The 25,056-nt window shown below is 70.8% G+C and carries 22 protein-coding genes and 1 pseudogene; 12 read left to right on the top strand and 11 right to left on the bottom strand.

What is annotated here, in order from left to right; genetic code table 11:
• Positions 1–7: 7 nt before the first annotated feature.
• From AB0F17_RS21730 to AB0F17_RS21720, 3 genes and pseudogenes are all read left to right on the top strand, one after another.
• Positions 8–502 (top strand): annotated as a pseudogene (locus AB0F17_RS21730) (nucleoside hydrolase-like domain-containing protein); the annotation flags it as partial.
• A 2-nt stretch (positions 503–504) separates the two neighbouring features.
• Entirely contained in the window at positions 505–711 is a 207-nt protein-coding gene (locus AB0F17_RS21725) for a hypothetical protein (protein ID WP_358025540.1), read from the top strand.
• 506 nt (positions 712–1,217) lie between these two features.
• The gene (locus AB0F17_RS21720; protein WP_358025538.1) at positions 1,218–1,559 is read left to right on the top strand and encodes an Lsr2 family protein; all 342 of its coding nucleotides are present in this window, start codon (positions 1,218–1,220) and stop codon (positions 1,557–1,559) included.
• 325 nt (positions 1,560–1,884) lie between these two features.
• Here AB0F17_RS21720 and AB0F17_RS21715 read toward each other — a convergent pair whose 3' ends face one another.
• Positions 1,885–2,580, bottom strand: a complete 696-nt coding sequence (locus AB0F17_RS21715; RefSeq protein ID WP_358025536.1) for a helix-turn-helix domain-containing protein — start codon at positions 2,578–2,580, stop codon at positions 1,885–1,887.
• A gap of 108 nt (positions 2,581–2,688) precedes the next feature.
• Here AB0F17_RS21715 and AB0F17_RS21710 point away from each other — a divergent pair, with 108 nt between their 5' ends.
• The 4 genes from AB0F17_RS21710 (at position 2,689) to AB0F17_RS21695 (ending at position 7,049) form a co-directional block, all read left to right on the top strand.
• The gene (locus AB0F17_RS21710) at positions 2,689–3,723 is read left to right on the top strand and encodes an alpha/beta hydrolase-fold protein (protein WP_358025534.1); all 1,035 of its coding nucleotides are present in this window, start codon (positions 2,689–2,691) and stop codon (positions 3,721–3,723) included.
• A 138-nt stretch (positions 3,724–3,861) separates the two neighbouring features.
• Positions 3,862–4,992: an FAD-dependent oxidoreductase gene (locus AB0F17_RS21705; protein WP_358025532.1), complete on the top strand. Its 1,131-nt coding sequence runs from the start codon at positions 3,862–3,864 to the stop codon at positions 4,990–4,992.
• A 103-nt stretch (positions 4,993–5,095) separates the two neighbouring features.
• On the top strand, positions 5,096–5,992 hold the full coding sequence (locus AB0F17_RS21700) for an RNA polymerase sigma-70 factor (protein ID WP_358025530.1): 897 nt from the start codon (positions 5,096–5,098) through the stop codon (positions 5,990–5,992).
• Positions 5,993–6,188: 196 nt separating this feature from the next.
• The gene (locus AB0F17_RS21695) at positions 6,189–7,049 is read left to right on the top strand and encodes a carotenoid biosynthesis protein (RefSeq protein ID WP_358025528.1); all 861 of its coding nucleotides are present in this window, start codon (positions 6,189–6,191) and stop codon (positions 7,047–7,049) included.
• A gap of 117 nt (positions 7,050–7,166) precedes the next feature.
• On the opposite strand, the gene AB0F17_RS21690 is transcribed toward AB0F17_RS21695, so the two are convergent.
• Together AB0F17_RS21690 and AB0F17_RS21685 are read right to left on the bottom strand one after the other, a co-directional pair.
• Complete coding sequence (locus tag AB0F17_RS21690; RefSeq protein ID WP_358025526.1) at positions 7,167–10,445, bottom strand: BTAD domain-containing putative transcriptional regulator; 3,279 nt, start codon at positions 10,443–10,445, stop codon at positions 7,167–7,169.
• A 176-nt stretch (positions 10,446–10,621) separates the two neighbouring features.
• Complete coding sequence (locus AB0F17_RS21685) at positions 10,622–13,546, bottom strand: AAA family ATPase (protein ID WP_358025525.1); 2,925 nt, start codon at positions 13,544–13,546, stop codon at positions 10,622–10,624.
• A gap of 129 nt (positions 13,547–13,675) precedes the next feature.
• Between AB0F17_RS21685 and AB0F17_RS21680 the strand changes: the two genes are divergently transcribed.
• Both AB0F17_RS21680 and AB0F17_RS21675 read left to right on the top strand, forming a co-directional pair.
• Positions 13,676–14,131, top strand: coding sequence for an SAM-dependent methyltransferase (locus tag AB0F17_RS21680; RefSeq protein ID WP_358025523.1), 456 nt, complete (start codon positions 13,676–13,678; stop codon positions 14,129–14,131).
• Positions 14,132–14,145: 14 nt separating this feature from the next.
• A complete protein-coding gene (locus tag AB0F17_RS21675) occupies positions 14,146–15,315 on the top strand; it encodes an FAD-dependent monooxygenase (protein WP_358025522.1) in 1,170 nt (389 codons plus the stop codon).
• 19 nt (positions 15,316–15,334) lie between these two features.
• Here the strand turns inward: AB0F17_RS21675 and AB0F17_RS21670 are convergent, their stop codons facing one another.
• The 8 genes from AB0F17_RS21670 to AB0F17_RS21635 all read right to left on the bottom strand — a co-directional run bounded on the left by AB0F17_RS21670 (position 15,335) and on the right by AB0F17_RS21635 (position 22,530).
• Positions 15,335–16,492, bottom strand: coding sequence for an alpha/beta hydrolase (locus tag AB0F17_RS21670; protein WP_358025520.1), 1,158 nt, complete (start codon positions 16,490–16,492; stop codon positions 15,335–15,337).
• A 12-nt stretch (positions 16,493–16,504) separates the two neighbouring features.
• Entirely contained in the window at positions 16,505–17,923 is a 1,419-nt protein-coding gene (locus tag AB0F17_RS21665) for a S41 family peptidase (protein ID WP_358025518.1), read from the bottom strand.
• The gene (locus AB0F17_RS21660) at positions 17,920–18,972 is read right to left on the bottom strand and encodes an ABC transporter permease (RefSeq protein WP_358025516.1); all 1,053 of its coding nucleotides are present in this window, start codon (positions 18,970–18,972) and stop codon (positions 17,920–17,922) included. The genes AB0F17_RS21665 and AB0F17_RS21660 overlap by 4 nt, the downstream gene beginning before the upstream one ends.
• On the bottom strand, positions 18,969–19,859 hold the full coding sequence (locus AB0F17_RS21655) for an ABC transporter ATP-binding protein (protein WP_358025514.1): 891 nt from the start codon (positions 19,857–19,859) through the stop codon (positions 18,969–18,971). The genes AB0F17_RS21660 and AB0F17_RS21655 overlap by 4 nt, the downstream gene beginning before the upstream one ends.
• Positions 19,856–20,248: a GntR family transcriptional regulator gene (locus AB0F17_RS21650; RefSeq protein WP_358025512.1), complete on the bottom strand. Its 393-nt coding sequence runs from the start codon at positions 20,246–20,248 to the stop codon at positions 19,856–19,858. The genes AB0F17_RS21655 and AB0F17_RS21650 overlap by 4 nt, the downstream gene beginning before the upstream one ends.
• Positions 20,249–20,323: 75 nt before the next feature.
• Positions 20,324–20,680 (bottom strand): nucleotide pyrophosphohydrolase, encoded by a 357-nt coding sequence (locus AB0F17_RS21645; protein WP_358025510.1) that lies wholly within the window; start codon positions 20,678–20,680, stop codon positions 20,324–20,326.
• Between the two features lie 24 nt (positions 20,681–20,704).
• On the bottom strand, positions 20,705–21,349 hold the full coding sequence (locus tag AB0F17_RS21640; protein WP_358025508.1) for a response regulator transcription factor: 645 nt from the start codon (positions 21,347–21,349) through the stop codon (positions 20,705–20,707).
• A complete protein-coding gene (locus AB0F17_RS21635; protein WP_358025506.1) occupies positions 21,346–22,530 on the bottom strand; it encodes a histidine kinase in 1,185 nt (394 codons plus the stop codon). Before AB0F17_RS21635 ends, AB0F17_RS21640 begins: the two co-directional genes overlap by 4 nt.
• Before the next feature lie 133 nt (positions 22,531–22,663).
• Here AB0F17_RS21635 and AB0F17_RS21630 point away from each other — a divergent pair, with 133 nt between their 5' ends.
• The 3 genes from AB0F17_RS21630 to AB0F17_RS21620 are packed head-to-tail and all read left to right on the top strand — an operon-like array spanning position 22,664 to position 25,048.
• The gene (locus tag AB0F17_RS21630; RefSeq protein ID WP_358025504.1) at positions 22,664–23,767 is read left to right on the top strand and encodes an alpha/beta hydrolase; all 1,104 of its coding nucleotides are present in this window, start codon (positions 22,664–22,666) and stop codon (positions 23,765–23,767) included.
• Positions 23,768–23,793: 26 nt separating this feature from the next.
• A complete protein-coding gene (locus AB0F17_RS21625; RefSeq protein WP_358025502.1) occupies positions 23,794–24,237 on the top strand; it encodes a MarR family transcriptional regulator in 444 nt (147 codons plus the stop codon).
• 13 nt (positions 24,238–24,250) lie between these two features.
• Positions 24,251–25,048, top strand: coding sequence for an aminotransferase class IV (locus AB0F17_RS21620; protein ID WP_358025500.1), 798 nt, complete (start codon positions 24,251–24,253; stop codon positions 25,046–25,048).
• Positions 25,049–25,056 lie beyond the last annotated feature (8 nt).

Raw genomic sequence — 25,056 nt, 5'->3', positions numbered from 1 at the left:
GAGAAGCATGCCCAACCCCCCACGTGCTCGTACACGTCGCCTGTCGATCGCTGTCATGGCCACCCTTGCCGCAACCACCCTCACCGGCACCGCACACGCCGGCCCCGCCGATCCCGAGGCCGCCGTCGCCCCTGCCTTGACCGCCGCCGCACCGGCGAACTGGGCGCACGATCGCAAGCCGCGTGTCATCGTGACGCAGGACGGCGAGGTCGACGACATGGACTCGTTCCTCCGTTTCCTGTACTACGCCAACGAGTTCGACATCGCCGGCATCGTCTACTCCAGCTCTCGATACCACTGGGCGGGCGACGGCTCGACCGTTCCGCCCTTCCGCTGGACCGGCACCGAATGGGTCAACCATTACATCGACCTGTACGCCCAGCTCTACCCGAACCTGAGGAAGCACGCCCACGGCTACCCGACGCCCGCCGAGCTCCGCTCTCTCTACAAGATCGGCAACGTCGAGAACGTCAGCGAGATGACCAAGGTCACCGAGGGCTCCGAATGGATCAGTGGTGGCAATACACCGACGCCGACACCTACGGAGGAACGGTCACCCTTAACGGCTCCGACAGGCGCACTGTCTCCGTCACCGTCCCCACCGACGCCGCGCCCGGGGACACCATCCATCTCATCCTCGAAGTCAAGGATGACGGCACTCCTGCGCTGAAGCACTATCAGCGCGTCATCATCACAGTCGGCCAGCGGTAATCCACCCAGCATGCCGTGGTGGCGACACCACGGCATGCACGCTATGTGACTAGGGCTCGATCCTCTTGAAAGCCCGTGCCCGCCGATCTCGGCCCACCGCTCGGGTTGATCCGCCTACCGCAGCAGTGATTCGCTCGCCCGATCGCGGCCTCCGGCGACAGCGCCATCCTGGACCACCGGATTCAGATCTCCTTATGCTCTCAACATTTTTCCCAGTGATCCAGAGCTGCTGAATTCCGCCACCCAGCACTCGCCCTGCGCGTAGACTTCATACCCTCACGCCGATTCAACTTCCGCCCGTTGAACCGTCATGCCAGAAATCCGGCGGACTCACCCGCCGACCCGAGCGGCGACGTGACCCCAGCGTGAGACCGATGGTCAAGGCCGCCTCCCGACGAAGAGAGTTAATGGCCACGAGCCTCTTCGTGATCTCACGTCTGCCCAACGTATACCCCCACAAGACGCTACAGTACTCGAAACCTCATAACACATATTGGAGTGCCGGCATGGCCAAGCAGATCGTTGAGTCTTTCATTGACGACATCGACGGAAGCGAAGCGGAGAAGACCACCACGTTCGCCATCGATGGCACCAGCTACGAAATCGACCTGTCGGGCAGGAACAGGGAGGATCTGGAAAAGGCGCTCGCCCCCTACATCACCGTCGCCCGCCCTATCCGGGCCGAGCGCCCCGGGCGGGGCGGCCACGGAGCCGACTCCACGTCCCGGGCCATGAACCGTGAGAAGTCCTCCGAGATCCGCAACTGGGCCAAGGTCCACGGCTTGCCGGTGAGCGAGCGAGGCCGCATCGCCTCGACCATCGTCGAGAAGTACAAGGCGGCTCAATAGCGGATACCGGGGAGAGCCCCCACTCGACGGGCCTCACCGAGAACGGCTGGACAGAAGAAAGCCCCCTCCGCGAGGGAGGGGGCTTTCAAGCCGAGGCTATTCAGCCTTGCGACTGCCTGCCTCCGGATACTCGAATTCCACTTGCACGCTGCGTAAAAGAACGAACGCTGATCCGCATCATGCGACAGGCCGGTCATCCGCCTTATACAGCCTGCGCGACGAAAAGAAGCCCTCACCTCCGAAGAAGTGGGGGCTTCTGGTGTGTCCGGGAAAGGGGAACCGGACAAGTTCTAGCTATTTGCCAGGCATGGCGCTACCCGGGGGATCACCCAACGGAAGAGTCGAAGCCCGACGGGCCGAGTTTCCTCTCCAGGATTCTGATGATCTTGCCGGATTCGTCGTTCGGGCCAGGGACGTAGAACGGCTTCCCGTCGCGGCCGAAAGTGATCGCCGACGGGCCGCCCTCCCAGGTGCCCAGGACGTGGGAGGCCGAGTCGAAGGTCACGAACGGCTCCAGGTCCATCGTGCGGGCATAGTCGACCGCGCCGAACACGAGATGCTGAGCCAGCTCGATCGGCGCCTCCTGCCAGCCCACGTAGTCGCTGAAGAAGTATTCGCGGAACCGGCTGAGCTGCCGGTCGTCGATGATGTCCGGCCCGATCAGGTCCTTGACGCCGGTGCAGTAGACGTCGGCCAAGTAGCCGCAGACCGTCATCCGGTCCCAGGTGTGGCGCCGGGCCACCAGCACGGACACCCTGCCGTCCAGCCCTTCGGCCGACGGCTTCTCGTCGGTCCAGTCGCGGGCGGGGTCGATGGTGAGGCCGGTGCTCCAGCCGACGTTGATCCAGCAGCCGGCCACCTCGGGCTCCCCCGCCGCCGCCGCGCTGCCCTCGGCCGCCACCGCGCGTACGAGCGGGGCCACCACCGACGGCGACACGCCCAGCGTGCGGGCGATCTCCTTCGGAGACCTGCCTTCGGCTCGCAGCTCGCGTACCCGGTTCTTCAGTTCTGCGCTGTCCACGGACGAAGCCTAGCGACTCCCGGCGCCCCGGACGGCCGCGCGCCACCGAGGCGGAGATGGCAGGCTGATCCCAAGAGCCCATGCGGGGTCGAGAACGGGAGAAAACCCATGCTGCCCTGGTCCGACGAGCTCGCCGGCCGCCTCGACCACAACGTCATCGACAGCGAACTGCTGCGCGGCAACCCCCTCGGGGATCCGCACGAGCGGCCCCTGTACGTGTACGTCCCTCCGGGGTACGACGACCACCCCGACCGGCGCTACCCGTCCATCTACGTGCTGCAGGGCTACACCGGGCATGTCGCCATGTGGTTCAACCGGACGCCGTTCCGCCGGACGTACCCGGAGCTGGCGGACGGCGTGTTCGCGGCCGGTGACGTGCCGCCCGCGATCGTCGTGTACGTCGACGCGTGGACCTCGCTGGCCGGCAGCCAGTACCTCGACTCGCCCGCGACCGGCCGCTACCACTCCTACCTGTGCGACGAGGTCGTGCCGTGGGTGGACGCCCGCTACCGCACGCTGGCCGGCCGCGACCACCGGGCGGTCACCGGCAAGTCCAGCGGGGGCGGCGGGGCGATGGTCACCGCCATGCTGCGGCCGGACGTGTTCGGGGCGCTGGCCACCCATGCGGGCGACTCGCTGTTCGACGTCAGCGTCCGGGCCATGTTGCCGCCGGTCGTGCGGCTGTTGCGCGACATGTACGGCGGTTCGTACGACAAGTTCCTGGCCGACTTCCGCAGCAGGATCGCCGGGACCAGAGAAGGCGACCTCGACCTGCTGGAGATGTACGCCTACGCGGCGGCGTACTCGGCCGACGCGGACGGCACGGTCCGCCTGCCGTTCGACGACACGGGCGCCGTCATACCCGAGGTGTGGGAGCGCTGGCTGGCGCGCGACCCGGTGGTGATGGCGGCGCGGCCCGGGTACGCCGAAGCGTTGCGGTCGATGCGGGCGATCTGGGTCGACGCGGGCACCAAGGACGAGTACTACCTGGACTTCGGCGCCACGGCGTTCCGGCGGGCGCTGGAGGCGGCGGGGGTGCCGGACGAGCGGATCTACTTCGAGCTGTTCGATGCCGGGCACGGCGCCATCGAGTACCGCTACCCGCTCGCCCTGGCCTGGCTGAGCCGCCGCCTCTCGCCCTAAAACCGCCTTTCGCCGTCTGGATGCGGAAGGGGCGGTGTTCCCGCCGCGTCCGATGTGCGCTACGTCTCATCCGCGGGCCGTTACGCCGGATGCGCGGCTGGTGTCTCAATGCCGAGTCCATAACACGAGGGAGACATCATGAACGGGAACGTCGAGGTGGTCGTGGTCGGCGGCGGGTACGGGGGCGTGATGGCGGCCAATCGCCTGGCTCGGCGCGATGGCGTGTCGGTGACCCTGGTCAATCGACGTCCCGACTTCGTCGAGCGGATCCGCCTGCACCAGCTCGTGACCGGCTCCGATGACGCGGTCGAGGGCTTCGGTGAGGTTCTGGGCGGGAACGTCCGGCTGGTGGTCGACGCCGCGACCCGGATCGACGCTGCCGAGCGCCGGGTGTCGCTGGCGGGCGGCAGCACGATCTCATACGACTACCTCATCTACGCGGTGGGCAGCGGCGCCGCCGATCCCGGCGTGCCCGGAGCGGCGGAGTTCGCTCATTCGGTGTCGGACCTCGAGGGCGCGGAACGACTGCGGTCAGCGCTGGCCACGACGCCCGCGACGGCTCCGGTGACCGTGGTCGGAGCCGGCCCGACCGGCATAGAGACCGCCGCCGAGCTGGCGGAACTGGGCCGCAAGGTCACCCTGGTCTGCGGCAACGTGCTCGGCCCCTACCTGCGTCCCCGGGGCCGCCACCCGGTCGCCCACCGGCTCGCCGAGCTGGGCGTGACCGTCCTCGAAGGTCCCCGCGCGCGGGTGACGGAAGTGACACGCGACGCCGTACAGCTCGACGACGGCCGCGAGTTGCCCAGCGCGGTGACGATCTGGACCGCGGGATTCCGGGTCCCGGACCTGGCCGCCCGCAGCGGGCTGCGCACCGACACCGAAGGCCGCCTGCTCACCGACGCGACGCTGACCAGCGTGGACGATGTGCGCATCGTCGCCGCTGGGGACGCGGCGGCGATGACGGACCGGCCATTCCGAATGAGCTGCCAGGCCGCCGTGCAACTGGGCGCGGGGGCCGCGGCCACAATCCTGCGCCGGATCGCGGGGAGAACGCCCGCTCCCGTCCGGTTGATGTTCGCCGGGCAGTGCATCAGCCTCGGTCGAAACGAGGGCGTCACCCAGTTCTCCTACCTGAACGACAAGGCGAACCCGCTTCACATCAGCGGGCGGCTCGGTGCCAAGGTCAAGGAGTTCGCCTGCCGGTTCCCCCTCGATCAGTTGGCGTCCGGGGCACGCAAGGCCAGTTCCCCCCCACCCCACATGGCCTGATAAGTGGGGAGGCTGCTGCCGACAACCCATCTTCGGACCGGGTACATCTCCATGGCCTGCTTCCGGCATGTGAGGCCGACCGCGAGAGAGTGAAGCGCACGACATGAACGACCACGCCACCGACCCCGCGACCGAGGCCTTCGTCGCCCACCGCGACCTGCTGTTCACCGTCGCCTACGAGATGCTCGGATCGGCGGCGGACGCCGAGGACGTCCTCCAGGAGGCCTGGCTGCGGTGGGTCAAGGTCGACCTGGCGCAGGTACAGGACCCGCGCGCCTACCTGGTGCGGATCACGACCCGGCAGGCACTCAACCGGCTACGCACCCTCAAACGGCGCAAGGAGGCCTACGTCGGCCCCTGGCTGCCCGAGCCCCTGCTCACCGCGCCGGACGTGGCCGAGGACGTCGAGCTGTCCGAGAACCTGTCGCTGGCACTCATGTTCATCCTCGAAACCCTCTCCCCGACCGAACGCGCCGTCTTCGTGCTGCACGAGGTCTTCGACATCGGCTACGACGACATCGCGGCCGCGATCGGCAAGAGCCCCGCCGCCGCACGCCAGCTCGCCTACCGCGCCCGCCGGCACGTCGACGCCCGCCGGCCGCGCACATCGGCTTCCCCGGAAGAAGCCCGGGCAGCGTTGAATTCGTTCCAGACCGCGCTCGTGACCGGGGACCTGCGGGGGCTGCTCGACGTACTCGCCCCGGACGTTGTTTTCGTCAGCGACGGCGGCGGCCTCAGGCTGGCGGCCCTGCGGCCGGTCGTCGGCGCCGACAAGGTGCTCAGTTACATGGCCGGCAGTGTCGACAAGGCCGGCGGCACCTTCACCAGTGAGTTCACGACGGTCAACGGCAACCCCGGACTCATCCTGCGTCTGGACGGCGTGATCGACGGCGTTCTGGCCTTGCGCGTGGAGAACGCCCGCGTCACCGGCCTCTACTACGTCCGCAACCCCGAAAAGCTCACCCGCGTTGAGTCCGAAACCCCCCTCACCTCCCGCTGACCGTCCCCCGTTTCCGCCCGGGGGACTCACCCAACTATGGAGTTCCGCAATGACCGCTACCGACTCCACCCACGAACGGGAAGCACCCGCGGTCGGCCGACCCGCGCCCCTCGGTGCCGTCAGGACAGGCTCGGACACCACTGCCACCGGCACCCACGGCGAGCTACCGCGCCGGTCAGGGCTCGACGGTTGGAGAGTGATCACCTGGGCACTGACGGCTGCCGCGCTCGCTGCGGCCCTGATAGCACCCCTTTCAGGGTCGGCACCGTACATGTTCGTTCTGCTGCTGTCGATTCCGCTGGCGTTCATCTACGGCGTGCGTCGCTACGGTGCGAAGGCGCTGCTGCTCTTCTTTGCCGTGACCTTCGTGGTGAGCAACTCCTTCGAGAATCTCAGCATTTCCACGGGCTTCCCCTTCGGCCACTATCACTACACCGGTAGCCCGAAGCTGGTCGATGTGCCGATCTTCATCGGCCCCATCTATTTCGGCTTGGGTTACCTGTGCTGGCAGGTGGCCAACGTCCTGCTCGACGAGGCGGACACCCGGCTTTCCTGGCGGGCGGGCACCGGACACCGCGTCAATGTAGTCGCCCTGCCCATGACCGCGGCAGCCATCATGACGATGTTCGACCTCGGCAGCGACTCGATCGCCTCGACTGTCAACCACTTGTGGATCTGGGAGCGGAGTGGCGGCGTGTTCGGCGTCCCCTACACCAACTACCTCGGCTGGTGGCTGGTCACCTACCTGTTCTTCCAGATCTTCGCCCTTTACCTGGCCCGCCGCCAGGCACCCGTGCGAAGCACCGGGCTCGAACCGTCGCTGCAGTCGGTTCTCGTCTACGCAGGGCTCGGGCTCAGCACCATCCCCTATTTCGCGGCCGCCTCGGGCGACGACATCATGGATGCGACCGGAACAGTCTGGAACGCGCACGCGCTCAACGAGACGATGATGACCATCAACCTGTTCACCGTGGTCTTCGTGGCTTTCCTCGCCTTGGTCAAGTTGGCACGCCACGACACCACCGGTAACGCGACCCCTAGCCGTGAAACCCCCTGAAGGCAGTAGGTCAGGTCGGTCGCACGGCGAGATGCCTACCGTGGCAGGTTCTTTTCCGCGCGGCCTCCCGCCGAGTGAAGCAGGCCGCCGGCGAGGCTACAGGACTTCCGGGCCGTGTCAGGCCAGGTCGGCCGCGTCGTCGAGCTTCAGTCTGCCGCCCCGCTCGTACGCGGCCCCGAACGCCGCCTCACCCAGCGCCTCCGTGGCCACTCCGGTGACCCGCGCGATCTCGGCCAGCTCCGACGGAGCGGCGGGTGTCTGGTTGCGCTCGCGGACGGCCGCCGCCAGCCCCAGCAGCAGGGCGGCCCGCTCAGGGTCGCCTCCGGCGGCGACGGCGGAGGCCAGGCCCTCTACCGCCCAGGTCGCCGAGCGCGGGTCGCCGACGCGTTGCGCGGCCGTCAGAGCCTCCAGGTGCAGGTCCCGGGCGGTCGCGGGGTCGCCGCGCTGCTCGGTCAGATAGCCGAGCTCGGCGAGCGTGTCCGTCAGATGCAGGGCGGGCTCGACGCCGGGACCCCGGGGGATCCCGTCGAGCAGGTGGTTCAGGTGCTCCTCCGCCAGGTCGAGGTGGCCGCCCCGGCGCTCGGCGTACGCGAGCCCCATCTCGGACATGATCGAGATCTCTCGATGCCCCTGCCCGGAGGCGATGCGCAGGGCCTGCCCGCACAGCTCCATGGCCCGCTCGTACTCCCCCGCCCCGAGCGCCATCCAGCCCAGCCAGGCGGTGCGCCCGGCCACCTCCGGCCAGAGCCCGAGGTCCTCCGCCATCCGCAGCCCGTCCGCGAACAGCCGCCTGGCCCGCTCCGTGTCGCCCCCCATCTCGGCCAGCCCGCCGAGCCACTCCGTGGCCTGGAGCACCCCCCACCGGTCGCCGAGCTGCCGGAACAGCCGCGCGCTCTCCTCACCGTCACGTTCCAGGGCCACGAAGTCCCGTTGCGTGAAGGCGTCCCGCGCCCGCCGGCTCAGCGCCGCCGCGATCCCCCACTGGTCGCCCATGGCCCTGAACGTGGCCAGCGCGCTCGACACCAACTCCTGCCCGGTCAGCATGTCGGGCACCGCCCACCCGAGGAACCACTCGGCCCTGGCCCGCCCACCCGGGTCCTCGATCCGATCGAGAGCGGACCGCCAGTCGACGTCCTCCCCAAGCTTGAGAGCGAACCCCGCCCGCCACGCCCCCGCCCTTGCCCGAGCAGCCCCCAAAACGCCGTCCTCAACAGCGCCGTCTTCAACAGCGCCATGCTCAGCAGCCGCGCCATGCTCGATGACCGCGCCGTCCGCGATGGCCAGCGCCGACTCCAGCGACCGCCGCCCCTCGGCCAGCCGGCCGCGCAGCACCCAGTACCAGGCCAGCGCGTTCACCAGCGCCAGCGCACCGGCCGCGTCGCCCGTCCCGGCCGCCGTGTCGAGCGCCGCCCGCGTGTTCGCGGCCTCCGCGTCCAGCCGCAGCAGCCACTCCCTCTGGGAGTGCCCATATAGGAACGGCTCAGCCTGTACGGCCAGCGCCGTGTAGTAGGCCGCGTGCGCCTGCCGTACCCGATCCAGCTCACCCGCCTCCGACAACCGCTCCAGGCAGTACTCCGCCACCGACTCCAGCAGCCGGTACCGCATGCCCGCCGTACCGTCGGCCACGACCACCAGGGAGCGGTCGACCAGCCGCGCGAGCAGGTCGAGCACGTCGAGCCCGTCCTCCGCGCAGGTCTCCTCGGCGGCTTCCAGCGTGCAGCCGTCGGCGTGGACGGCCAGGCGGCGCAGGACGGCGCGTTCGGGCTCGGTCAGCAGTTGCCAGCTCCAGTCGATCACCGCCATCAGCGTCTGCTGGCGCGGCGGCGCGCCGCGCTGCCCGGAGGCGAGCAGCCGGAACCGGTCGTGGAGCCGGGCCACCACCCCGTGTACGCCGAGCGCGCGCACCCGGGTCGCCGCCAGTTCCAGGGCCAGTGGGATCCCGTCGAGCCGCCGGCAGAGCTGCGCGACCGCCCCGGCGTTGCCCGCGTCGAGGGTGAAACCGGGCGCGGAGGCGGCGGCCCGTGCCACGAACAGCCGGACCGCGTCGGCCCGCGCCACCTCGCCGGGGTCGGTACCGGTGGGCGCGTCCAGCGGCGGCACGCTCCACAGCACCTCGCCGGCCACCGCCAGCGGTTCCCTGCTGGTGGCCAGCACGCGCAGTCCGGGAGCGGCCCGCAGCAGCCGGCCGGCCAGCTCGGCGACCTGCTCGATCACGTGCTCGCAGTTGTCGAGGACGAGCAGGAGCCGCCGCGAGCGCAGCGCATCGGCCAGCCGGTCGGCGAGCGGCGTCCCGTCGGACTCCTCGCGAATGTCGAGCGCCGCCGCGACGGTCTCCGCCACCACCCGCTCGTCGACACCCGACCGCGCTCGCTCAGCGCGGTCCACCGCCCGTTCGTCGGCGTCCGGCGAGCGGGGTCCTCGGTCGAGGGGGGCGAGCTCGACCAGCCAAGCGCCGTCGGCGTACGCGTCGGCGAGCCGGGTGGCGGTCTCCAGGGCCAGCCGCGTCTTGCCGACGCCGCCGCTGCCGGTCAGGGTGACGAGCCTGCTGTGCTCCAGGAGCGTCCGGACCTCGGCCAGCGCGCCGTCCCGCCCGATCAGGTCGCTGAGCGAGGCGGGCAGGTTCGTGGCGGGCCGGGCCGCGGGGCTGCTCAGTGCCGGGTCCTGGCCGAGGATCGCCTGGTGCAGGGCGGCCAGCTCGGGCGCGGGATCGAGGCCGAGCTCCTCGGCCAGCCGCCCGCGCAGGTCGGCGTAGCTCGCGAGCGCATCGCTCTGCCGTCCCGCGCGGTAGAGCGCTCGCATGTGTACGGCCCGCAGCCGCTCCCTGAGCGGGTGCCGGTCCACCAGGTCCCCGAGCTCGCCCACGAGCAGGCCGTGCTCGCCCAGCTCCAGGCGCGCCTCGGCGTGCTGTTCCAGGGCGGAGAGCCGCTGCTCCTCCAGCCGGAGGATCGCGGACCTGGTGTACTCCTCGTCGGCGAAGTCGGCGAACGCCGGGCCGCGCCACAGCGCGAGCGCGTCGGACAGCAGCTCCGCCCTGGTCCGCGGACTCTCGGCCGTCTCGGCGCGGGCCAGCAGCTCGGCGAACCGCGCGGCGTCGACCGTACCCTCGGCGGCCTTGAGCAGGTAGCCGGGCGCGCGTGAGATGACCAGGTTCTTGCCGCCCGGCTCGGCGTCCTCCAGCGCGCGCCGCAGCTGCGAGACCCGCACCTGGAGCGCGCCCGCGGAGTTGCCCGGCGGCTCACCGGCCCACAGGTCGTCCACGAGCCGGTCGGACGACACCGGCCGTCCCTCGTCCACCAGCAGGTCGGCGAGTAGCGCACGGACCTTCAACCCGGGGATCGTGACGGGCTCCCCCTGATCGGTCCATACGGCCAGCGGCCCTAGCACCCCAAAGCGCATGCAAGTCACCTTAAGCACATGAGAAGTGGATCTGAAGGATACGAACTGTTGCCACGCGAAACGCTCCTGATGATCGGCGCCGCCTACTTCGGCGCGGCGTCCGTTCTGGCCGCCTGCGCATGACTTCACCTCGTGAAACACCGGGATCGGCTCGGCAGCCGGTCCGGTGTGTCCGGCTAGGCGAGCCGCCCGAAGTCGATCCCCGGCAGGTCGGTACGCGAGGAGATGCCCAGCTTCGGGTACGCCTTGTACAGGTGGAACCCGACCGTCCGCGGGCTCAGGAACAGCTGGGCGGCGATCTGCCGGTTCGTGGCGCCCGTCGCGGCCAGCCGTACTACCTGCAGTTCTTGAGGGGTCAGTCTCGCTTGGCCGCCGGGCTCCGGCAGGTCGGCGCGGGCGCCGGTCGCGGCCAGTTCCGTACGGGCCCGTTCGGCCCAGGGGGTGGCGCCCAGCGCGGCGAACCGGTCCATCGCGGTACGCAACCGCGCCCCGGCGTCGGACCGCCGGCGCGCCCGGCGCAGCCACTCGCCGTACAGCAACTCCGTCCTGGCCTGCTCGAACACCCGCCCTCCGTGCGCGTGCCGCTGGAGTGCGGCGAGGTAGTGCGCCTCGGCTTCGCCGGGTGGGGCGAGCAGGGCCCGGCACCGGTACGCGACCGCGGCGGCCCACGGCTGGGCGCTGGCCGTCGCCCAGGCGTCGAACCGGGCGAACGCCTCAGCCGCCCGGTCCGGTTCGCCCAGGCGGGCGCAGCCTTCGACGTAGTCGGCTATGGCGAAGGTGACGATCACGGTGTGACCGAGCGGGCCGTCCAGGACCCGCGCCATCCGCTCGGCCACCGCCTCGTGCCGAGCGCGTACGAGGTCGAGCAGGGTCAGCGCGCAGCCGCCCCAACCGGAACCGTTGCGTTCCTGGGCGGCGCCTTCGGCCTGCCGAGCGAGCCGGACGCACTTCTCGTCGTCGCCTTCGACGGCGGCGAGGCGGGCCAGGATGCCGTGCAGGTGGCGCAGCCGTCCGGCCTGCCCGATGTCGTGCGCGAGCTGCCACGCCTCGGCGCCGGACGCCGCCGCCTCGGCGTGCCTGCCGTGGAGGATCTGCGCCTGGGTGAGGAGTTGCAGGGCGTGCGGCAGGGCGCCGATCAGGCCCTGTTCGCGGCAGGTGTCCACCTGCGCGGCCGCCATCTCGCAGGCGGCGTCGTCATCGCCGGTCATCAGGGCGCTGAACACGGCGTACGTCCCGATGACCCGGTCGGTCCCAGCACCGCGGTCGGTCCCAGTGTCGCGGCGCGCCGGGAGAGTCGCGCGTAGCGGCGAGAGGGCCGCGCCTAGTGGCGAGGCGGCGGCGCGCAAGAGGGGCACTGCGGCGCGCAGGAGTGGCAGGCCCGTGGCGGGGTCGCCCGCGGCGACCCGCTCCATACCGCGTACCGCTCCGACCACGGTCGCGAGCGAAGCGTCGACTCCCGGCCCGAGAGACTCCAGGAGCTTCGTGATCTGCCCGAGCGCGGCGCGGTCGCCCGCGAACCAGGCCTCACCGGCGGCGGTCGCGAGAAGGGACGCCGCGTCGGTGGGCGCACTCCTGGCGATGCCGGCGGCGGCCTCGATCAGGGTGTGCGCGGGCGGTGTCAGGCTGCCGTCTCCGGAGACGGCCGAGACCGACGTGGGGCTGTCGCGTCCAGAGCTGATCGCGTCCGGCGCGCGACTGCCGCGTCCGGAGACGGCAGGGGCTGGCGGTGAGGTGTCGCGTTCGGAGTCGACGGCGGCCCGTACGGCGGCCAGACGGGCCAGGACCGCGGGATCCTCGGTCAGGCGCCGTCCCCGGTCGGCCGCGGCACCGGCGCGGGCCAGTTGCCCGGTGCCGAGCGCCGCCTCGGCGGCCGCGGCCAGCCACTGAGCCCGCAGCAGCCGGTCGACGGTCAGCTGCGCGGCCCGCTCGTACGCGGTGGCGGCCGAGGCGTGGCTGCCGCGTTGCCGGGCACGCTCGCCGGCGGCGGCCAATACGGCGGACGTCTCCTCGTCGGGCCCGACCGCGGCGGCGGACAGATGCCAGGCCCTGCGGTCGGCGTGCTCGTCACCGTCGAGGGCCTCGGCCAGCGCGCGATGGGCGGCCACCCGCCAGGCGAGCGGCGCCTCGTGATAGGCGGCGGTCTTGACCAGAGGATGCCGGAACCGCAGCCGATCGTCCGAGACCCGCACCAGACGGCGACGCTCGGCCGGCTCCAGATCGGACAGCCCCGCCACGAAGCCTGCCGCCGCTCGTAGGACGAGGTCCAGGTCGCCGGAGTCCTCGGCCGCGGCGATCAGCAGCAGTCGCTGGGTGCGTTCGGGAAGCTGCCGGATCGCGGCGCGCAGCGACTGTTCGAGCCGTCCCGCCAAGGAGAGCCGGGGTGGTTGCAGGGGCAGCGGGCTCAACCGACCGGCCCGCTGCTCGGGGGTGAGGGTGCCGGCGAACTCCAGGAGTGCCAGGGGATTCCCCTCAGCCTCCTCGATCACCCGATCCCGCACCTCGGGCACCAGATCGGCGGCCACCTCCGACAGCAGCGCCTCGCAGTCCGGCCGGGCGAGACCGGCGAGCCGTAGCTCGGGAACGCCGTGGACGGGCAGTTCGGCGCCGTCGTCGCGGGCGGCCAGGATCATGGTGATCCGCTCGGCGCCCAGCCTGCGCGCCGCGAACACCAGCGCGTCCACCGAGGCCCGGTCCATCCACTGCACGTCGTCGACGAGACACAGCAGGGGGCGTTCTCCGGCGAGGTCGGCGAGCAGGGTCAGCAGCGCGAGGCCGACGAGGAAGCGGTCCTGGGCGCCGCCCTCGCTCTGACCGAACGCACCGCGCAGGGCGTCCCGCTGCGCCGCGGGGAGCTCCCCGATGAGGTGCCGGGCCGGTCCCAGCAGCATGTGCAGGGCGGCGAAGGGCAGTTCGGCCTCGGCCTCGACGCCGGTGACCCGGAGCACCAGCAGGTCGCTCCCGGCGGTACGGGCGACCTCCGCCAGCAGCGCCGATTTGCCGATCCCGGCCTCGCCGTGGACGACGACGGCATTGCCCTGTCCGGCTTCGGACCCGGCGATCATCTCCCGCAGGAGGGCGATCTCCGCGGTTCGCCCGATCATGCTGCCCGACCCTACCTAACCGGTGACCTTGCTTCGTGAGCCGCCCCGATGGATTCCGGTCATCGTGACTGATTCGGCTGCGGCGGGCTGCCTTTACGGTCGTGAAAACGACACCTGGAGGCGGTTTTGGTGGACATACAGCCGGTGGGGACCGTCGTCGGCGGGCGCACCGAAGCGTTCGACGACGACTGGAACACCGAGGAGGCCCTGATCCGGCTCGACGAGACCCGCTTCGCGCCGGACTCGCTCGCCGGCTTGGACGCGTTCTCGCACCTGGAAGTCGTGTTCCAGTTCCACCTCGTGGACCCGGCCTCGGTGCACACCGCGGCCCGCCGGCCCAGGGGCAACCCGGACTGGCCGCTGGTGGGCATCTTCGCCCAGCGGGGCAAGAACCGCCCGAACCGGCTGGGCGTCTCCCGCTGCCGCCTGCTCGCCGTCAAGGGCCTCGACGTACACGTACGCGGCCTGGACGCCATCGACGGCAGCCCGGTCCTCGATCTCAAGCCCTACATGGCGGAGTTCGGCCCGCAGGGCGAGGTCGTACAGCCGGCCTGGGCCACCGAACTGATGCGTCACTACTACTGAGGGGACTCCACCACATGAATGCCGAACTTCCCGCCACCACGGACGTCCTGATCGTCGGCGCCGGCCCGGCCGGTCTGACCCTGGCCACCGCGCTGGCCGGGCGGGGTGTGAACGCCGTGCTCGTGGACAAGGCGCCGGACGGCGCGAACACGTCGCGGGCGGCGGTCGTGCACGCCCGCACCCTGGAGGTGCTGCGCACGATAGGCGTGAGCGACGAGCTGGTGGCGGGCGGTGTCACCGTGCCCCGCTTCACCGTCCGCGACCACGACCGGGTCCTGCTGACGGTGCCGTTCGACAAGCTGCCGACCGACTTCCCGTACACGCTGCTGGTCCCCCAGAACATCACCGAGCAGGTGCTGCTGAACCGGCTGCGCACCCTGGGCGGCACGGTCCACCGCCCGCACGAGATCACGGTCATCGAGCAGGACCCCACCGGAGTCACCGCCAAGACCTCCGGCGGCGAGGTGATCCGCGCCTCCTACGTCATCGGCACCGACGGCATGCACAGCACGGTACGCGAGCGGAGCGGGATCTCCTTCACCGGCGACACCTACGCCCAGTCGTTCATCCTCGCCGACGTCCATCTTGACTGGACGGGACCGGCCGACGAGGTCGCCCTGTACTTCGCCCCCGAAGGGGTGACCGTGGTCGCCCCGCTGCCGGGCGGCCGCCACCGGATCGTCGCGACGGTCGACGAGGCGCCCGAGCAGCCCGGCGTCGCCGACGTCCAGGCGCTCCTCGACGCCCGCGGTCCCCACGCCCACCGGTCCACGGTCACCGGCCTGGTGTGGAGCTCGCGGTTCCGGGTCCACCACCGGCTGGCCGACCACTACCGGGCGGGCCGGCTCTTCCTGGCCGGGGACGCGGCCCACGTGCACAGCCCGGCCGGCGGCCAGGGCATGAACACCGGCATCCAGGACGCGCTGAACCTGGCCGGGAAGCTCACCGCCGTGCTGCGCGACGGCGCTCCCCAGACGGTCCTGGACGAGTACGAGGCGGAGCGCCGCCCGGTCGCCGAGGAGGTGGTCGCCTTCACCCACAAGATGACGAAGGTCGCGACGGTGGGCAACTCCCCGCTGCGGGCCCTGCGCAACACGGCCCTGCGCGCCCTGGACTGGATCCCGGCGGTCCACCGCACGATGGCGATGAACCTGTCCGAGCTGGCGACGGCGGACACGCACTGAGCTCAAGGTGCGCGGAGCCTCACGATTGACCACAAGTCGCGGGGCAGAACTTGACCTCGGGGTAGCGCGAGGACGGCTTGTCCAGGAGGGGTTGCCGCTGGCCCTTCAGGTGCTGGTCGAGGAAGGCCGCCACGTACGTACGGGTGAGCTCGACGGAGCGCGCCGCGGGCAGAACACCGTAGGGGGGCTTGATACCGAGGGCGCCCGCCATCAGCGGGCCGTCGGTGAAGGACTGGTGTTCCGCGCCTGACAGCACGATCCAGCGCTTCCACCCGGCCAGCAGCTTCCAGTCACGGTCCCATGAATTGTCGCGCCCGCCGGGAATGTGCTGCGGAGAACCCATGAACATGAACGGCCGGGTGAACCCGCTCTTGGGGATCCGCGCGTAGGTGCTGCCGTCCATGTCGATCCCGGCGCGCACCCGGGAGTCCTTCAGCATGGCCGCCACGGCACCGGCCCCGCCGATCGACTGGCCCACCATCGCGATTCTGGAGCGGTCGATCCGGTCAGAACCGTCCCACTTCGCTGGCAGTTGGTCGAGTACGAAGGAGACGTCGGCTGCCCGGATCTGGGCCACTCCCGTGCCGAAACCCGAGTCCGTGTCGCTGTCGCACGCGAGGCACTCCGCGACCCGCCCATCGGGGAAGGTCGTGGCGTAGCTCTCGTAGGTGTGGTCGATCCCGGCCACGACGTAACCTCGGCTGGCCAGGTCCTCGGCCAGGGACGTGAGTGTGCTCATCGGCTTGGTGAAGCCGGGGGAGAGCACCACCAGCGGCAGCTTCTCCCCTGCGGGGTCGGCGTCTTTGATGGCGTTCGTTCGCGTCTTGCTCAGCGTGTCGTCCGGTACGCCGCCGATCCTCAAGCCCTTCAGCATGAGCTCTGATTCCTTCGGCGTCATGTACGGCGCCCGCTGCCCGTCCCGTCGCTTGGTCGGATACCACAGGGTGACCTTGAGCTCCCTGGCGTCGGCGTCGAGGTTCCAGGGATCGGGACGGGAGGTGTCCTTCAGATACAGGGCGGTGGTGCCGACCGGATGGGCGCCGGTCGGGGCGGGCAGGGTGGCGGGGCCGGTCGACGTCACCGACGGCTTGGCAGCGGCCCGGGGCGGCGCGGGTGCGGAGCAGGCGGACGCGGCGAGGACGGCCAGTCCCGCGGCGACTGCCAGGAGCTGTCTCATGGAGAGGTCCATTCACTTGCGCAACAAGGTCAGGGCCTTGGCCAGGGCGGGGTCGCGTCCGGCGGCCGCGTCCTTCGAGGTCAGGGGTACGTAGTGGTCGGGCGGCACGCCGATGCGGTCGATCACCTCGCGGTCGGGCCCCAGGTGATGCCTGGCGGGAAAGCCCAGCAGGGTGTTGTTGCTCAGCAGATACCCCTGCGCCGGGCCGGAGATGACGCCGGCGGTTCTGGTGCCGACCAGCAGGCCGGCCCGCAGGTCCTTGATGGCGGAGCTGAAGTGCTCGCAGGCCGAGGCGCAGCTGCGGTCGGTGAGCACCGTCAGCGGCAGGTTGAGCAGCTCGACGGTGTCGTCGGTCCGCGAGGTCTCGCACTTGGCGTCCACGGTGCACTGGTAGGCGGTGACCTTGCCGTGGGCGAACGCGCTCACCAGCCGGGTCGCCTCCAAGGGGCTGCCGCCGCCGTTGCCGCGCAGGTCCAGCACGACGCCGGTAAGGGTCCGGCCGGTGCGCAGCCTGGAGATCGCCTTGAGAACCCGGTTCGCGGAGTCGGGAGCGAACCCGGCCAGCCGTACGTAGGCGATGTCGTCTTCCAGCAGCTTCGACCGCACCACCTGCAGAGCGGCCAGATCCCGCTGGTAGAGGCCGGGCTTGAGCGTCACGCTCCAGCGGCGGCCGGTGCTCTGCCGCAGCAGCCGCAGCCGGACCGGACGTGCTTCCGGGTATCGCGGGTAGAGGGCGGCGATCGCGGGGGTGGCCTTCCCGTCGATGAAGGGCGCCGATCCGTTGATCGATTCGATGATGTCGCCCGCGCGCAGTCCGGCGGCCCGCGCCACGCCGCCCTCCACGGTGGTGACGAACAGTGGGGAGACGGCGACGCCGGGGTTGCCGTTCACCTGCGGGCCGTTGACGTTCGCCTCCAGACCCAGGTCGTAGCCGTCACCGTCGTAGTAGTCGGGCGGCCGCTCGGCGTCGTGCGTCCAGCGGGCGTGGTTGTCGCCGAGGGCGGCCACCATCGCCTCAAGGGTGACGACGGCCAGCTTGTCGCGCAGGCCGGGAACCTGATCGGTGGTCTTCCGGTAGGCGTTCTCGAAAGCCGCCCAGTCGGCTTTGCGGTCGCCGGTCAGCGCGGGCATGGCGGCGTCGGGTACGTCGCGCCCGTTGCGGTTGAGCTCCTGGGTCAGGGCGACGAATCCGGCGGTCAGCAGCGAACGGGCGTCCAGCGTGGCGCCGCTGTAGTAGGTGCCGAGGATGCAGAAGTACGCCTGCTCGATGACGTCGATAGTGGTGGGCGTCTCCGGTCCGGGCGCTGCCTGGGGCGGCGAGCAGACCGTACTGGCTGCCGCGCTCACCAGGCCGCGCGGTGGCGCCGGTGCCGTGCAGGCCGCCGCCAGAAGGAGGACGAGCCCGGCGGCCGCGGTCCTGATGACGGTCATGACAGGCGCTTCCGGATCCACCAGAAGGACAACCACGTGAGGCCGAGGGTGAGCAGGGCGTAGATCCCGGTCTCGATCCACTGGAAGGGCCAGAAGCGGTCGAGGGGCTGGTAGGTCGCCTGCTGCCGGTAGCCGAGCCGGTTGATCTCCGTCGGGCACCTGCCTATGCCCTGCTGTCCCGACGGTGAGCAGGGTCCCGACGTCGTCGAGATCTGGACGAGCCCGACTCCGGGCTCGGGGCCGGCGGCCGGACGTCCGGACGGATCGAGGAGACTGCTGGACAGGACCCAGGCGCCCGCATGGCCGGGAACAGCATTATTCAGGCGAACCTCCACATATCCGCCTCGTTCCCGGTTTATACCGAGGCCGTCCACGTTCGCCTCGCTGAGCTCGAAGGTCGAGGTGACCGGGGTCATCAGATGGGGCCGGACCAGCAGCGGCATGGCGAGCTGGATCGCGGCGAAGACTGCCAGGGTGATGGCCATGGCGGGCAGCGTGCGGCGCACCATCATGCCCACGGTCACGCCCAGGACGAAGGCGAAGGCCGCGTACCCCAGCGGGGCGATGCCGCGCGCGCCGAATACCAGGGGAGCCATCAAGGCCAAGTCGCCCGGGGCCGACTTGTCCAGGGGATCGGACCACCAGGTCACCACGAGGCCGCACAGTCCGGTGACGGCCGCGGCGACCAGGCCGGTGAGCCCGAGCTTGACCGCCAGCCAGCGGCCGCGGGTGACGCTCTGGTTCCACACCAGCAGGTGTGTGCCCGCCTCCAGCTCGCGGGTGATCAGCGGTGCTCCCCAGAAGAGCCCGGCGAGGGCGGGCAGGAGCAGCACGACCAGGGACAGGGCCATGAAGGACGTTTCGTACGCGCCGAAGAAGCGGTCGTAGAAGCGGCCGCAGGTGTTGTCCTGGACACAGCCGGCGATCCCGGTGGAATAGTCGGCGACCAGTTTCGGGCCGGTCAGGGCCAGGACGACGGCGAGGATGACGAGCAGGGCGGCCATCATCACGGCCGCGCCGCGGAACTGGCGCCAGGTCAGCCAGATCATCGCTGCACCTCCAGGGCGATTCGCCGGTCCTCGGCGGTGGACTTCTCCATGTAGGCCAGGACGAGGTCCTCCAGGCTGAGCTGGCTGACCGTCCAGGCGGGGTCGTGGATCGGGGCGTCGGTACGGATCACGAGCGTGCTCTGCCGGTCGGTGTGGCGCGCGAAGACGACATCCTGGTCGGCGGGGAGCCGGTCGGGGTCGCGGCGTGGGCCGGTGAGCCGGTGATGGGTGGCCAGGAGCTTGTCGACCTCTCCCGCCACCTCGACGCGCGAGTCGACGAGCACGATCAGGAAGTCGCAGACCCGTTCCAGGTCGGCGACCAGGTGGGAGGAGAGGACCACACTGAACTCGTGCTCGACGACCGCCTCCATCAGGCTCTGCAGGAACTCACGGCGGGCCAGCGGGTCGAGCGAGGCGACGGGCTCGTCCAGGATCAGCAGCTCGGGCCGCTTGGCCAGGCCGAGGGTGAGGGCGAGCTGGGCGCGCTGGCCGCCCGACAGCTTTCCAGCCCGGTGGCCGGGATCGAGACCGAGCAGTCTGATCCGTTCCCGTGCCAGCGCGACGTCCCAACCGGGGTTGAGCTGGGCCCCTAACCGCAGGTGGTCGGCGACGCTCAGCCCGGCGTAGACGGGGGTGTCCTGGGCGACGAATCCGACCTTGGCCAGTTGTGCGGGACCGTCGGCGGGACGGCCGCCCAGCACGTTGATGCCGCCCGTCGTGGGCTCCAGTTGGCCGCTGGCCAGCTTCAGCAGCGTGGTCTTGCCGGCTCCGTTGGGGCCCACCAGCCCGACGACGTGCCCGGCGGGGATGTCGATGGTGCAGTCGCGCAGCGCCCAGCGCCTGCCGTATTTCTTGCCCAGACCCTGGGCCTGCAGGACGGTCTTCACGCTATGTCCTCCTGAGCGGTGGTCCGAAAGGTGGTCATGAAGAGGGCCTCGATGCTCTCGTCGTCGAGACCGGCCCGGCGGGCCTTGGCCAGCCAGCGCCGTAGTTCGAGCCGCAGCGGACCGTGCGCGGCCAGCGAGGTGTTGGTGAGCGTCGCCGTCACGAACGTCCCCACCCCTGGCCGGGCGGCGGCCAGGCCCTCGTGTTCGAGCTCCCGGTAGGCCTTCAGGACGGTGTTGGGGTTGATCGCCAGTTGCGCCACGGCCTCCTTGACGGTCGGCAGCTGATCGCCTTCGCGCAGCATGCCGAGCCGTAGCGCGTGCCGTACCTGCTGGACGAGCTGCAGGTACGGGGAGACGCCTGACTTCGTGTCCAGATGAAACTCGATCACCGGCTACTCCATTTATCTAGTGCTCTAGTACTTTAGGCACCTGCATGTATGGAGTCGGTAAAGAGCCGGGACGCGTTACTGGTCGAGGGGCGGGGCCTTCCTGGCGGAGCCGCGATAGAGGTCGGCGTCGTAGCGCTGTTCGCCCTCGTCGAGCTTGGCGTAGGCGGCCGCCACCAGGTCGACGCCGAGCACGTCCGCCAGCCGTACCAGATAGTGCGTCACGTCGGCGAGCTCCGAACGCACCCGGGCGAGCGTCTCGGGGTCGAGGTCGGCGGATTCGTCGGGGGTGAGCCACTGGAACTCCGCCAGCAGCTCCCCCGCCTCCCCGGCCAGCGCCATGGCGAGGTTCTTCGGGGTGTGGAACTGCTCCCAGTCGCGCGCCCGCGCGAACTCCCGCAGCCGTTCGGCAAGTGGTCCCAACTCGTTCGTCACGCCTGACGACCTTATCGGGGCGGGTCAGAGATCGGCGTCATGGACGAGGATGGCGGCCTGGACGCGGTTGGTCAGGCCGAGCTTGGCCAGCACCCGGCTGACGTGCGCCTTGACCGTCGCCTCCGAGAGGCGGAGGTCGCGGCCGATCTCGGCGTTCGACAGGCCACGGGCCAGCGCTCTGATCACGTCCTCCTCCCGGCCGGTGAGCGAGGCGAGCCGCCTGCGGGCCGAGTCCGAGCGTGAGGGCGCCTTGTCGACGAACGCGTCGATCAGCCGCCTGGTGACCGACGGGGAGAGCATGGCCTGGCCGGCGGCCACCGTACGGACGGCGGCGGTCAGGTCTCTGGGCGGGGTGTCCTTGAGCAGGAAGCCGACCGCGCCGAGCCGCAACGCCTCGTGGACGTACTCGTCCAGGTCGAACGTGGTCAGCATGACCAGCTTGGGCGGGTCCGGGGTGGCCAGCACGCGGGCGGCGGCGGTCAGGCCGTCGGTGCCGGGCATCCGCACGTCCATGAGCACCACGTGCGGCCTCAGCCGGGCCGCCGCTCCGACGGCCTCCTCGCCGTCCCTGGCCTCGCCCACCACCACGATGTCGTCGGCCGTCTCCAGGATCATCCGCAGCCCGGACCTGACCAGGGCCTCGTCGTCCACGACCAGCACCCGGATCATGCCGTGGCCCGTACGGGGATGGCGGCCGTGACGCCGTAGCCGCCCTCCTGCCTGGGGCCCGCCTGCAGCGACCCGCCGAGGAGCTCGACCCGCTCACGCAGCCCCGCCAGCCCCCAGCCCGCTCCGGGCAGAGCCTGCTCCGCGTCCGGCTCCGACAGCGCGAGCCCGCCCGGCCCCGGCGACGCACCATCGGCGCCACCCTGGTTCAGCACCTCGACCTGGAGGGTGCCGTTCAGGAAGCGCATGTGGACGTCGGTGTGCGCGTCGCGGGCGTGTTTGTGCACGTTGGTGAGCGCCTCCTGCACCACGCGGTAGGCGGTCCGTTCCACCGTCGAGCCCAGCGCGCGCGGTTCGCCATGGTCGTGCCTGCGCACCGAGATGCCCAGCGCGCGCGACTGGTCCAGGAGCCGGTCGAGGTCGGCCAGCGTGGGCTGCGGGCTCAGCTCGGCGGACTGCTGGTTCGAGCGCAGTACGCCGAGCAGCTCGCGCAGGTTGGCCAGCGCCTCCCGGCCGATGCCGCCGATCATGGACGCCGTACGGGCCGTCGGCTCGTCGGCGGTCCGTACCTCCAGCGCCCCGGCGTGCAGCACCATCAGCGAGACCCGGTGCGCGACGACGTCGTGCATCTCCCTGGCGATGCGCGCCCGCTCCTGGGCCCTGGCCTGCTCGGCCCGCATCACCTGCTCGCGTTCGAGCCGGTCGGCCCGCTCTCTGGCGGCGGCCAGCACGTCGCGCCTCTCCCGGGTCCAGAGCCCGAACATGAACGGCAGCCCCACCAACGCCATGGCCATCAGCGCCACGTTGGCGCCGGTCGCCGTGACCATCTCCCGGCGCCCACCGACCAGGTCGCCGACGATGACGGCCGAGGCGAACGCCACGGCGGTCCCGCCCAGATAGATCGCGACGCCGCGGGCGCCGCGCAGCGTCGTACCCGCGTAATAGGAGGCGACCAGCAGCGGCGGCCACATCACCAGCCACACGTAGAAGACGGCACCGAGCAGGGCGAGCGGCCACCACGACCGCCGCGCGAACCACGCCGCCACGCCCGCCGCGGCCGCCGTCACGATGAACACCGGCGACGTCAGCCCGTCCGTCTGGTCGAACGGCACCGCGGACACCACGAACACGCCCGCCCCGAGCACCACGGGCAAGCTGCTCTCGATCCGTCTGCTCACCTGCATGTTCTTCAGCGTAAGGCCCGGCGCCGGGCCGCCACCCGAGCCGATCGTCGATCCGGACCACTACGAAAGGAGGGGGTGCCGGTCGACTTCCAGGGCAAGCCGGGCCGGTGGGTCCGGGCCCAGGCTGGCCCGCATGAAACGACACCTCTTCGTCGCCCTGGGCGTGGCCGGCGCCCTGCTGGCGACGCCGTCCGTACAGGCGCGGGCCGCGACCGGCACCGCGTTGCCCGCGCCCACCGGGAAATATCCCGTCGGGCTGGCCTCCCTGCATCTGGTCGACGCCGATCGTCCCGATCCGTGGGTGCCGCAGGACGGGCCGCGGCAGCTCATGGTCTCCCTCTGGTATCCGGCCGCGCGGGCGGGCACACGGGCCGCCCCCTACGTGACGCCGCAGGAGTCGGCGCTGATCGTCAAGGACTATCCGAACGTCCCCGCCGACGCGCTGGCCAAGACCCGGACGTACGCCACAGTGGACGCGAAGCCGCTCACCCGCCGCCAGGGCCTGCCGCTCGTGCTCGTGTCGCCCGGTTTCTCCTTCCCCCGCGCGACGATGACCTCGCTGGCGGAGGACCTGGCCAGCAAGGGGTACCTGGTCGCGGCCGTCGAGCACACCTATGAGTCGGTGGCCACCACGTTCCCCGACGGGCGGACGACCACCTGCGCGGCGTGCGTGGGAGAGAACAACGAGGAGAAGGGGATCGCGGTCGCCAAGAGCCGGGTGACGGATCTGTCGTTCGTGCTCGACCGGCTCACCGCGAAGACCGGGTGGGGACGGCTGGTCGACAGGTCGCGGATCGGCATGGTCGGCTTCTCCGCCGGCGGCAACGCGGCCCCGCAGCTCATGGCCGTGGACAAGCGGGTGCGGGCCGGGGTGAACCTCGACGGGAGCTACAACCCGAAGCGGCCGACACAGGCGATACGCGGACCGCTCCTCATGATGGGCACCGAGCAGACCCACACACCGGCCGGTGACCAGTCGTGGACCGGCTGGTGGCCGAAGGTTCGGGGCTGGAAGCGCTGGCTGTCGGTCGCGGGCACGGACCACGGCTCGTTCACCGACTACGCGGTGCTCAGGCCGCAGGTGGGCCTGCCCGCACCGGCGCTCGACGGCGAGCGCTCGGTGTCGATCACCCGGGCGTACGTCGGCGCCTTCCTCGACCGGCACCTGCGCCAGGAGCGGGAACCGCTGCTGGACAAGCCGTCGAAGGACTTGCCCGAAGTGAAGTTCTGGCCCTAGATCGGTTCGGCGGTATCGTGCCTGAGGTGAACGGGGTCGAGTTGTTCCTGCTCGGGCGGACGCTGATGAAGATCGGCGAGGAGGCCATGCCCACCGAGGGCATCGGCGAGCATTCCACCAGCATCCGGACCGTCCTCATCGTGGTGAGCGACATCCGGGAGCATCCCGACACCTCGGTGGGCGAGGTCGCGGCCCGTACCGGCCTGCCGCAGAGCGCCGTCTCCGCCGCCGTCGCCCGGCTGAAGACCGCAGGAGCCCTGGAGACCATGACCGACCCCCGAGACCGGCGGCGCTCCCTGATCAGGGAGTCGCCGCAGGTTTCGGAACGGGTCTCGGAGGTACGTGCCGCGCCGGTGGACGACGCCGTGGCCGCGGCCCTCGACACCGACGACCGGCAGGACATCGCCGAGACCGTCGCCCTGCTCGAGGAGCTCGCCCGGCGCCTCATCCCCAGGACGCTCAGCCGCTAGCCGCAACAGGGAGTTGATCGACATCGAACGCACCGTGATCGACGGCAGGCTCGCCGAGGCGCCGGAGGTGACGCTGGCCGTCTCGGCGAGATACGGGCACTTCACCGCGATGCAGGTCAGGCAGGGCCGGGTACGCGGCCTCGACCGCCACCTCGACCGGCTCGACCGGGCCACCGAGGAGCTGTTCGGCCGCCCGCTCGACCGCGGGCTCGTCGTCGACTCCATCAGGTCCGTTCTGGGCCTGGACAGCGGGCCGGGGGCCGGGCCTGACGCGTCCGTGCGGGTGTACGTGTGCGAGGTGGCCCGGCTGCACGTGCTGGTGACCGCCACGGCGCCCGTCGAGGTGGCCACCGACCCGCAGAACGTCAGATCGGTCCGCTACCAGCGATTCCTGCCGCACATCAAGCACACGGGCGGCTTCCCGCAGGGCTACCTCGGGCGGCGGGTGGCGGCCGAGGGCTTCGACGAGGCCCTGCTCACCACGGACGACGGGGTGATCTCCGAGGGTTCGATCACCAATCTGGGGTGTTTCGACGGCAGCCGGGTGATCTGGCCGGACGCGCCCATGCTGCACGGCATCACGATGCAACTCCTGGAGGCGGGGCTGACGCGGGCGGGTGTGCAGTACGAGAGCCAGGTGTTGCGGGTGGAGGACCTGCGGGACTTCCCGGCGGTGTTCCTGACGAACTCACGCGGCGTCGTGCCCGTGGGACGGGTCGACGACGTGACGCTGAAGGTGGACGAGCGGGCGGTGGGCCGCCTGATCGGCTACTTCGAGGGGATGCCCTGGAGTGAGATACATCATTCTTGATACATCAA

This window comes from Nonomuraea sp. NPDC026600, from assembly GCF_040638335.1.
GTDB lineage: Bacteria > Actinomycetota > Actinomycetes > Streptosporangiales > Streptosporangiaceae > Nonomuraea.
This window is presented reverse-complemented; position numbering and strand designations above follow the sequence as displayed.

Bases quoted from the DNA above. Each gene is read 5' to 3' on its own strand.
- AB0F17_RS21685 (WP_358025525.1), bottom strand. From the start codon at position 13,546: ATGATCGGGCGAACCGCGGAGATCGCCCTCCTGCGGGAGATGATCGCC.
- AB0F17_RS21660 (WP_358025516.1), bottom strand. From the start codon at position 18,972: ATGATCTGGCTGACCTGGCGCCAGTTCCGCGGCGCGGCCGTGATGATG.
- AB0F17_RS21700 (WP_358025530.1), top strand. From the start codon at position 5,096: ATGAACGACCACGCCACCGACCCCGCGACCGAGGCCTTCGTCGCCCAC.
- AB0F17_RS21725 (WP_358025540.1), top strand. From the start codon at position 505: ATGGATCAGTGGTGGCAATACACCGACGCCGACACCTACGGAGGAACG.
- AB0F17_RS21630 (WP_358025504.1), top strand. From the start codon at position 22,664: ATGAAACGACACCTCTTCGTCGCCCTGGGCGTGGCCGGCGCCCTGCTG.
- AB0F17_RS21665 (WP_358025518.1), bottom strand. From the start codon at position 17,923: ATGACCGTCATCAGGACCGCGGCCGCCGGGCTCGTCCTCCTTCTGGCG.
- AB0F17_RS21720 (WP_358025538.1), top strand. From the start codon at position 1,218: ATGGCCAAGCAGATCGTTGAGTCTTTCATTGACGACATCGACGGAAGC.
- AB0F17_RS21640 (WP_358025508.1), bottom strand. From the start codon at position 21,349: ATGATCCGGGTGCTGGTCGTGGACGACGAGGCCCTGGTCAGGTCCGGG.
- AB0F17_RS21710 (WP_358025534.1), top strand. From the start codon at position 2,689: ATGCTGCCCTGGTCCGACGAGCTCGCCGGCCGCCTCGACCACAACGTC.
- AB0F17_RS21635 (WP_358025506.1), bottom strand. From the start codon at position 22,530: ATGCAGGTGAGCAGACGGATCGAGAGCAGCTTGCCCGTGGTGCTCGGG.
- AB0F17_RS21675 (WP_358025522.1), top strand. From the start codon at position 14,146: ATGAATGCCGAACTTCCCGCCACCACGGACGTCCTGATCGTCGGCGCC.
- AB0F17_RS21705 (WP_358025532.1), top strand. From the start codon at position 3,862: ATGAACGGGAACGTCGAGGTGGTCGTGGTCGGCGGCGGGTACGGGGGC.
- AB0F17_RS21690 (WP_358025526.1), bottom strand. From the start codon at position 10,445: ATGCGCTTTGGGGTGCTAGGGCCGCTGGCCGTATGGACCGATCAGGGG.
- AB0F17_RS21670 (WP_358025520.1), bottom strand. From the start codon at position 16,492: ATGAGACAGCTCCTGGCAGTCGCCGCGGGACTGGCCGTCCTCGCCGCG.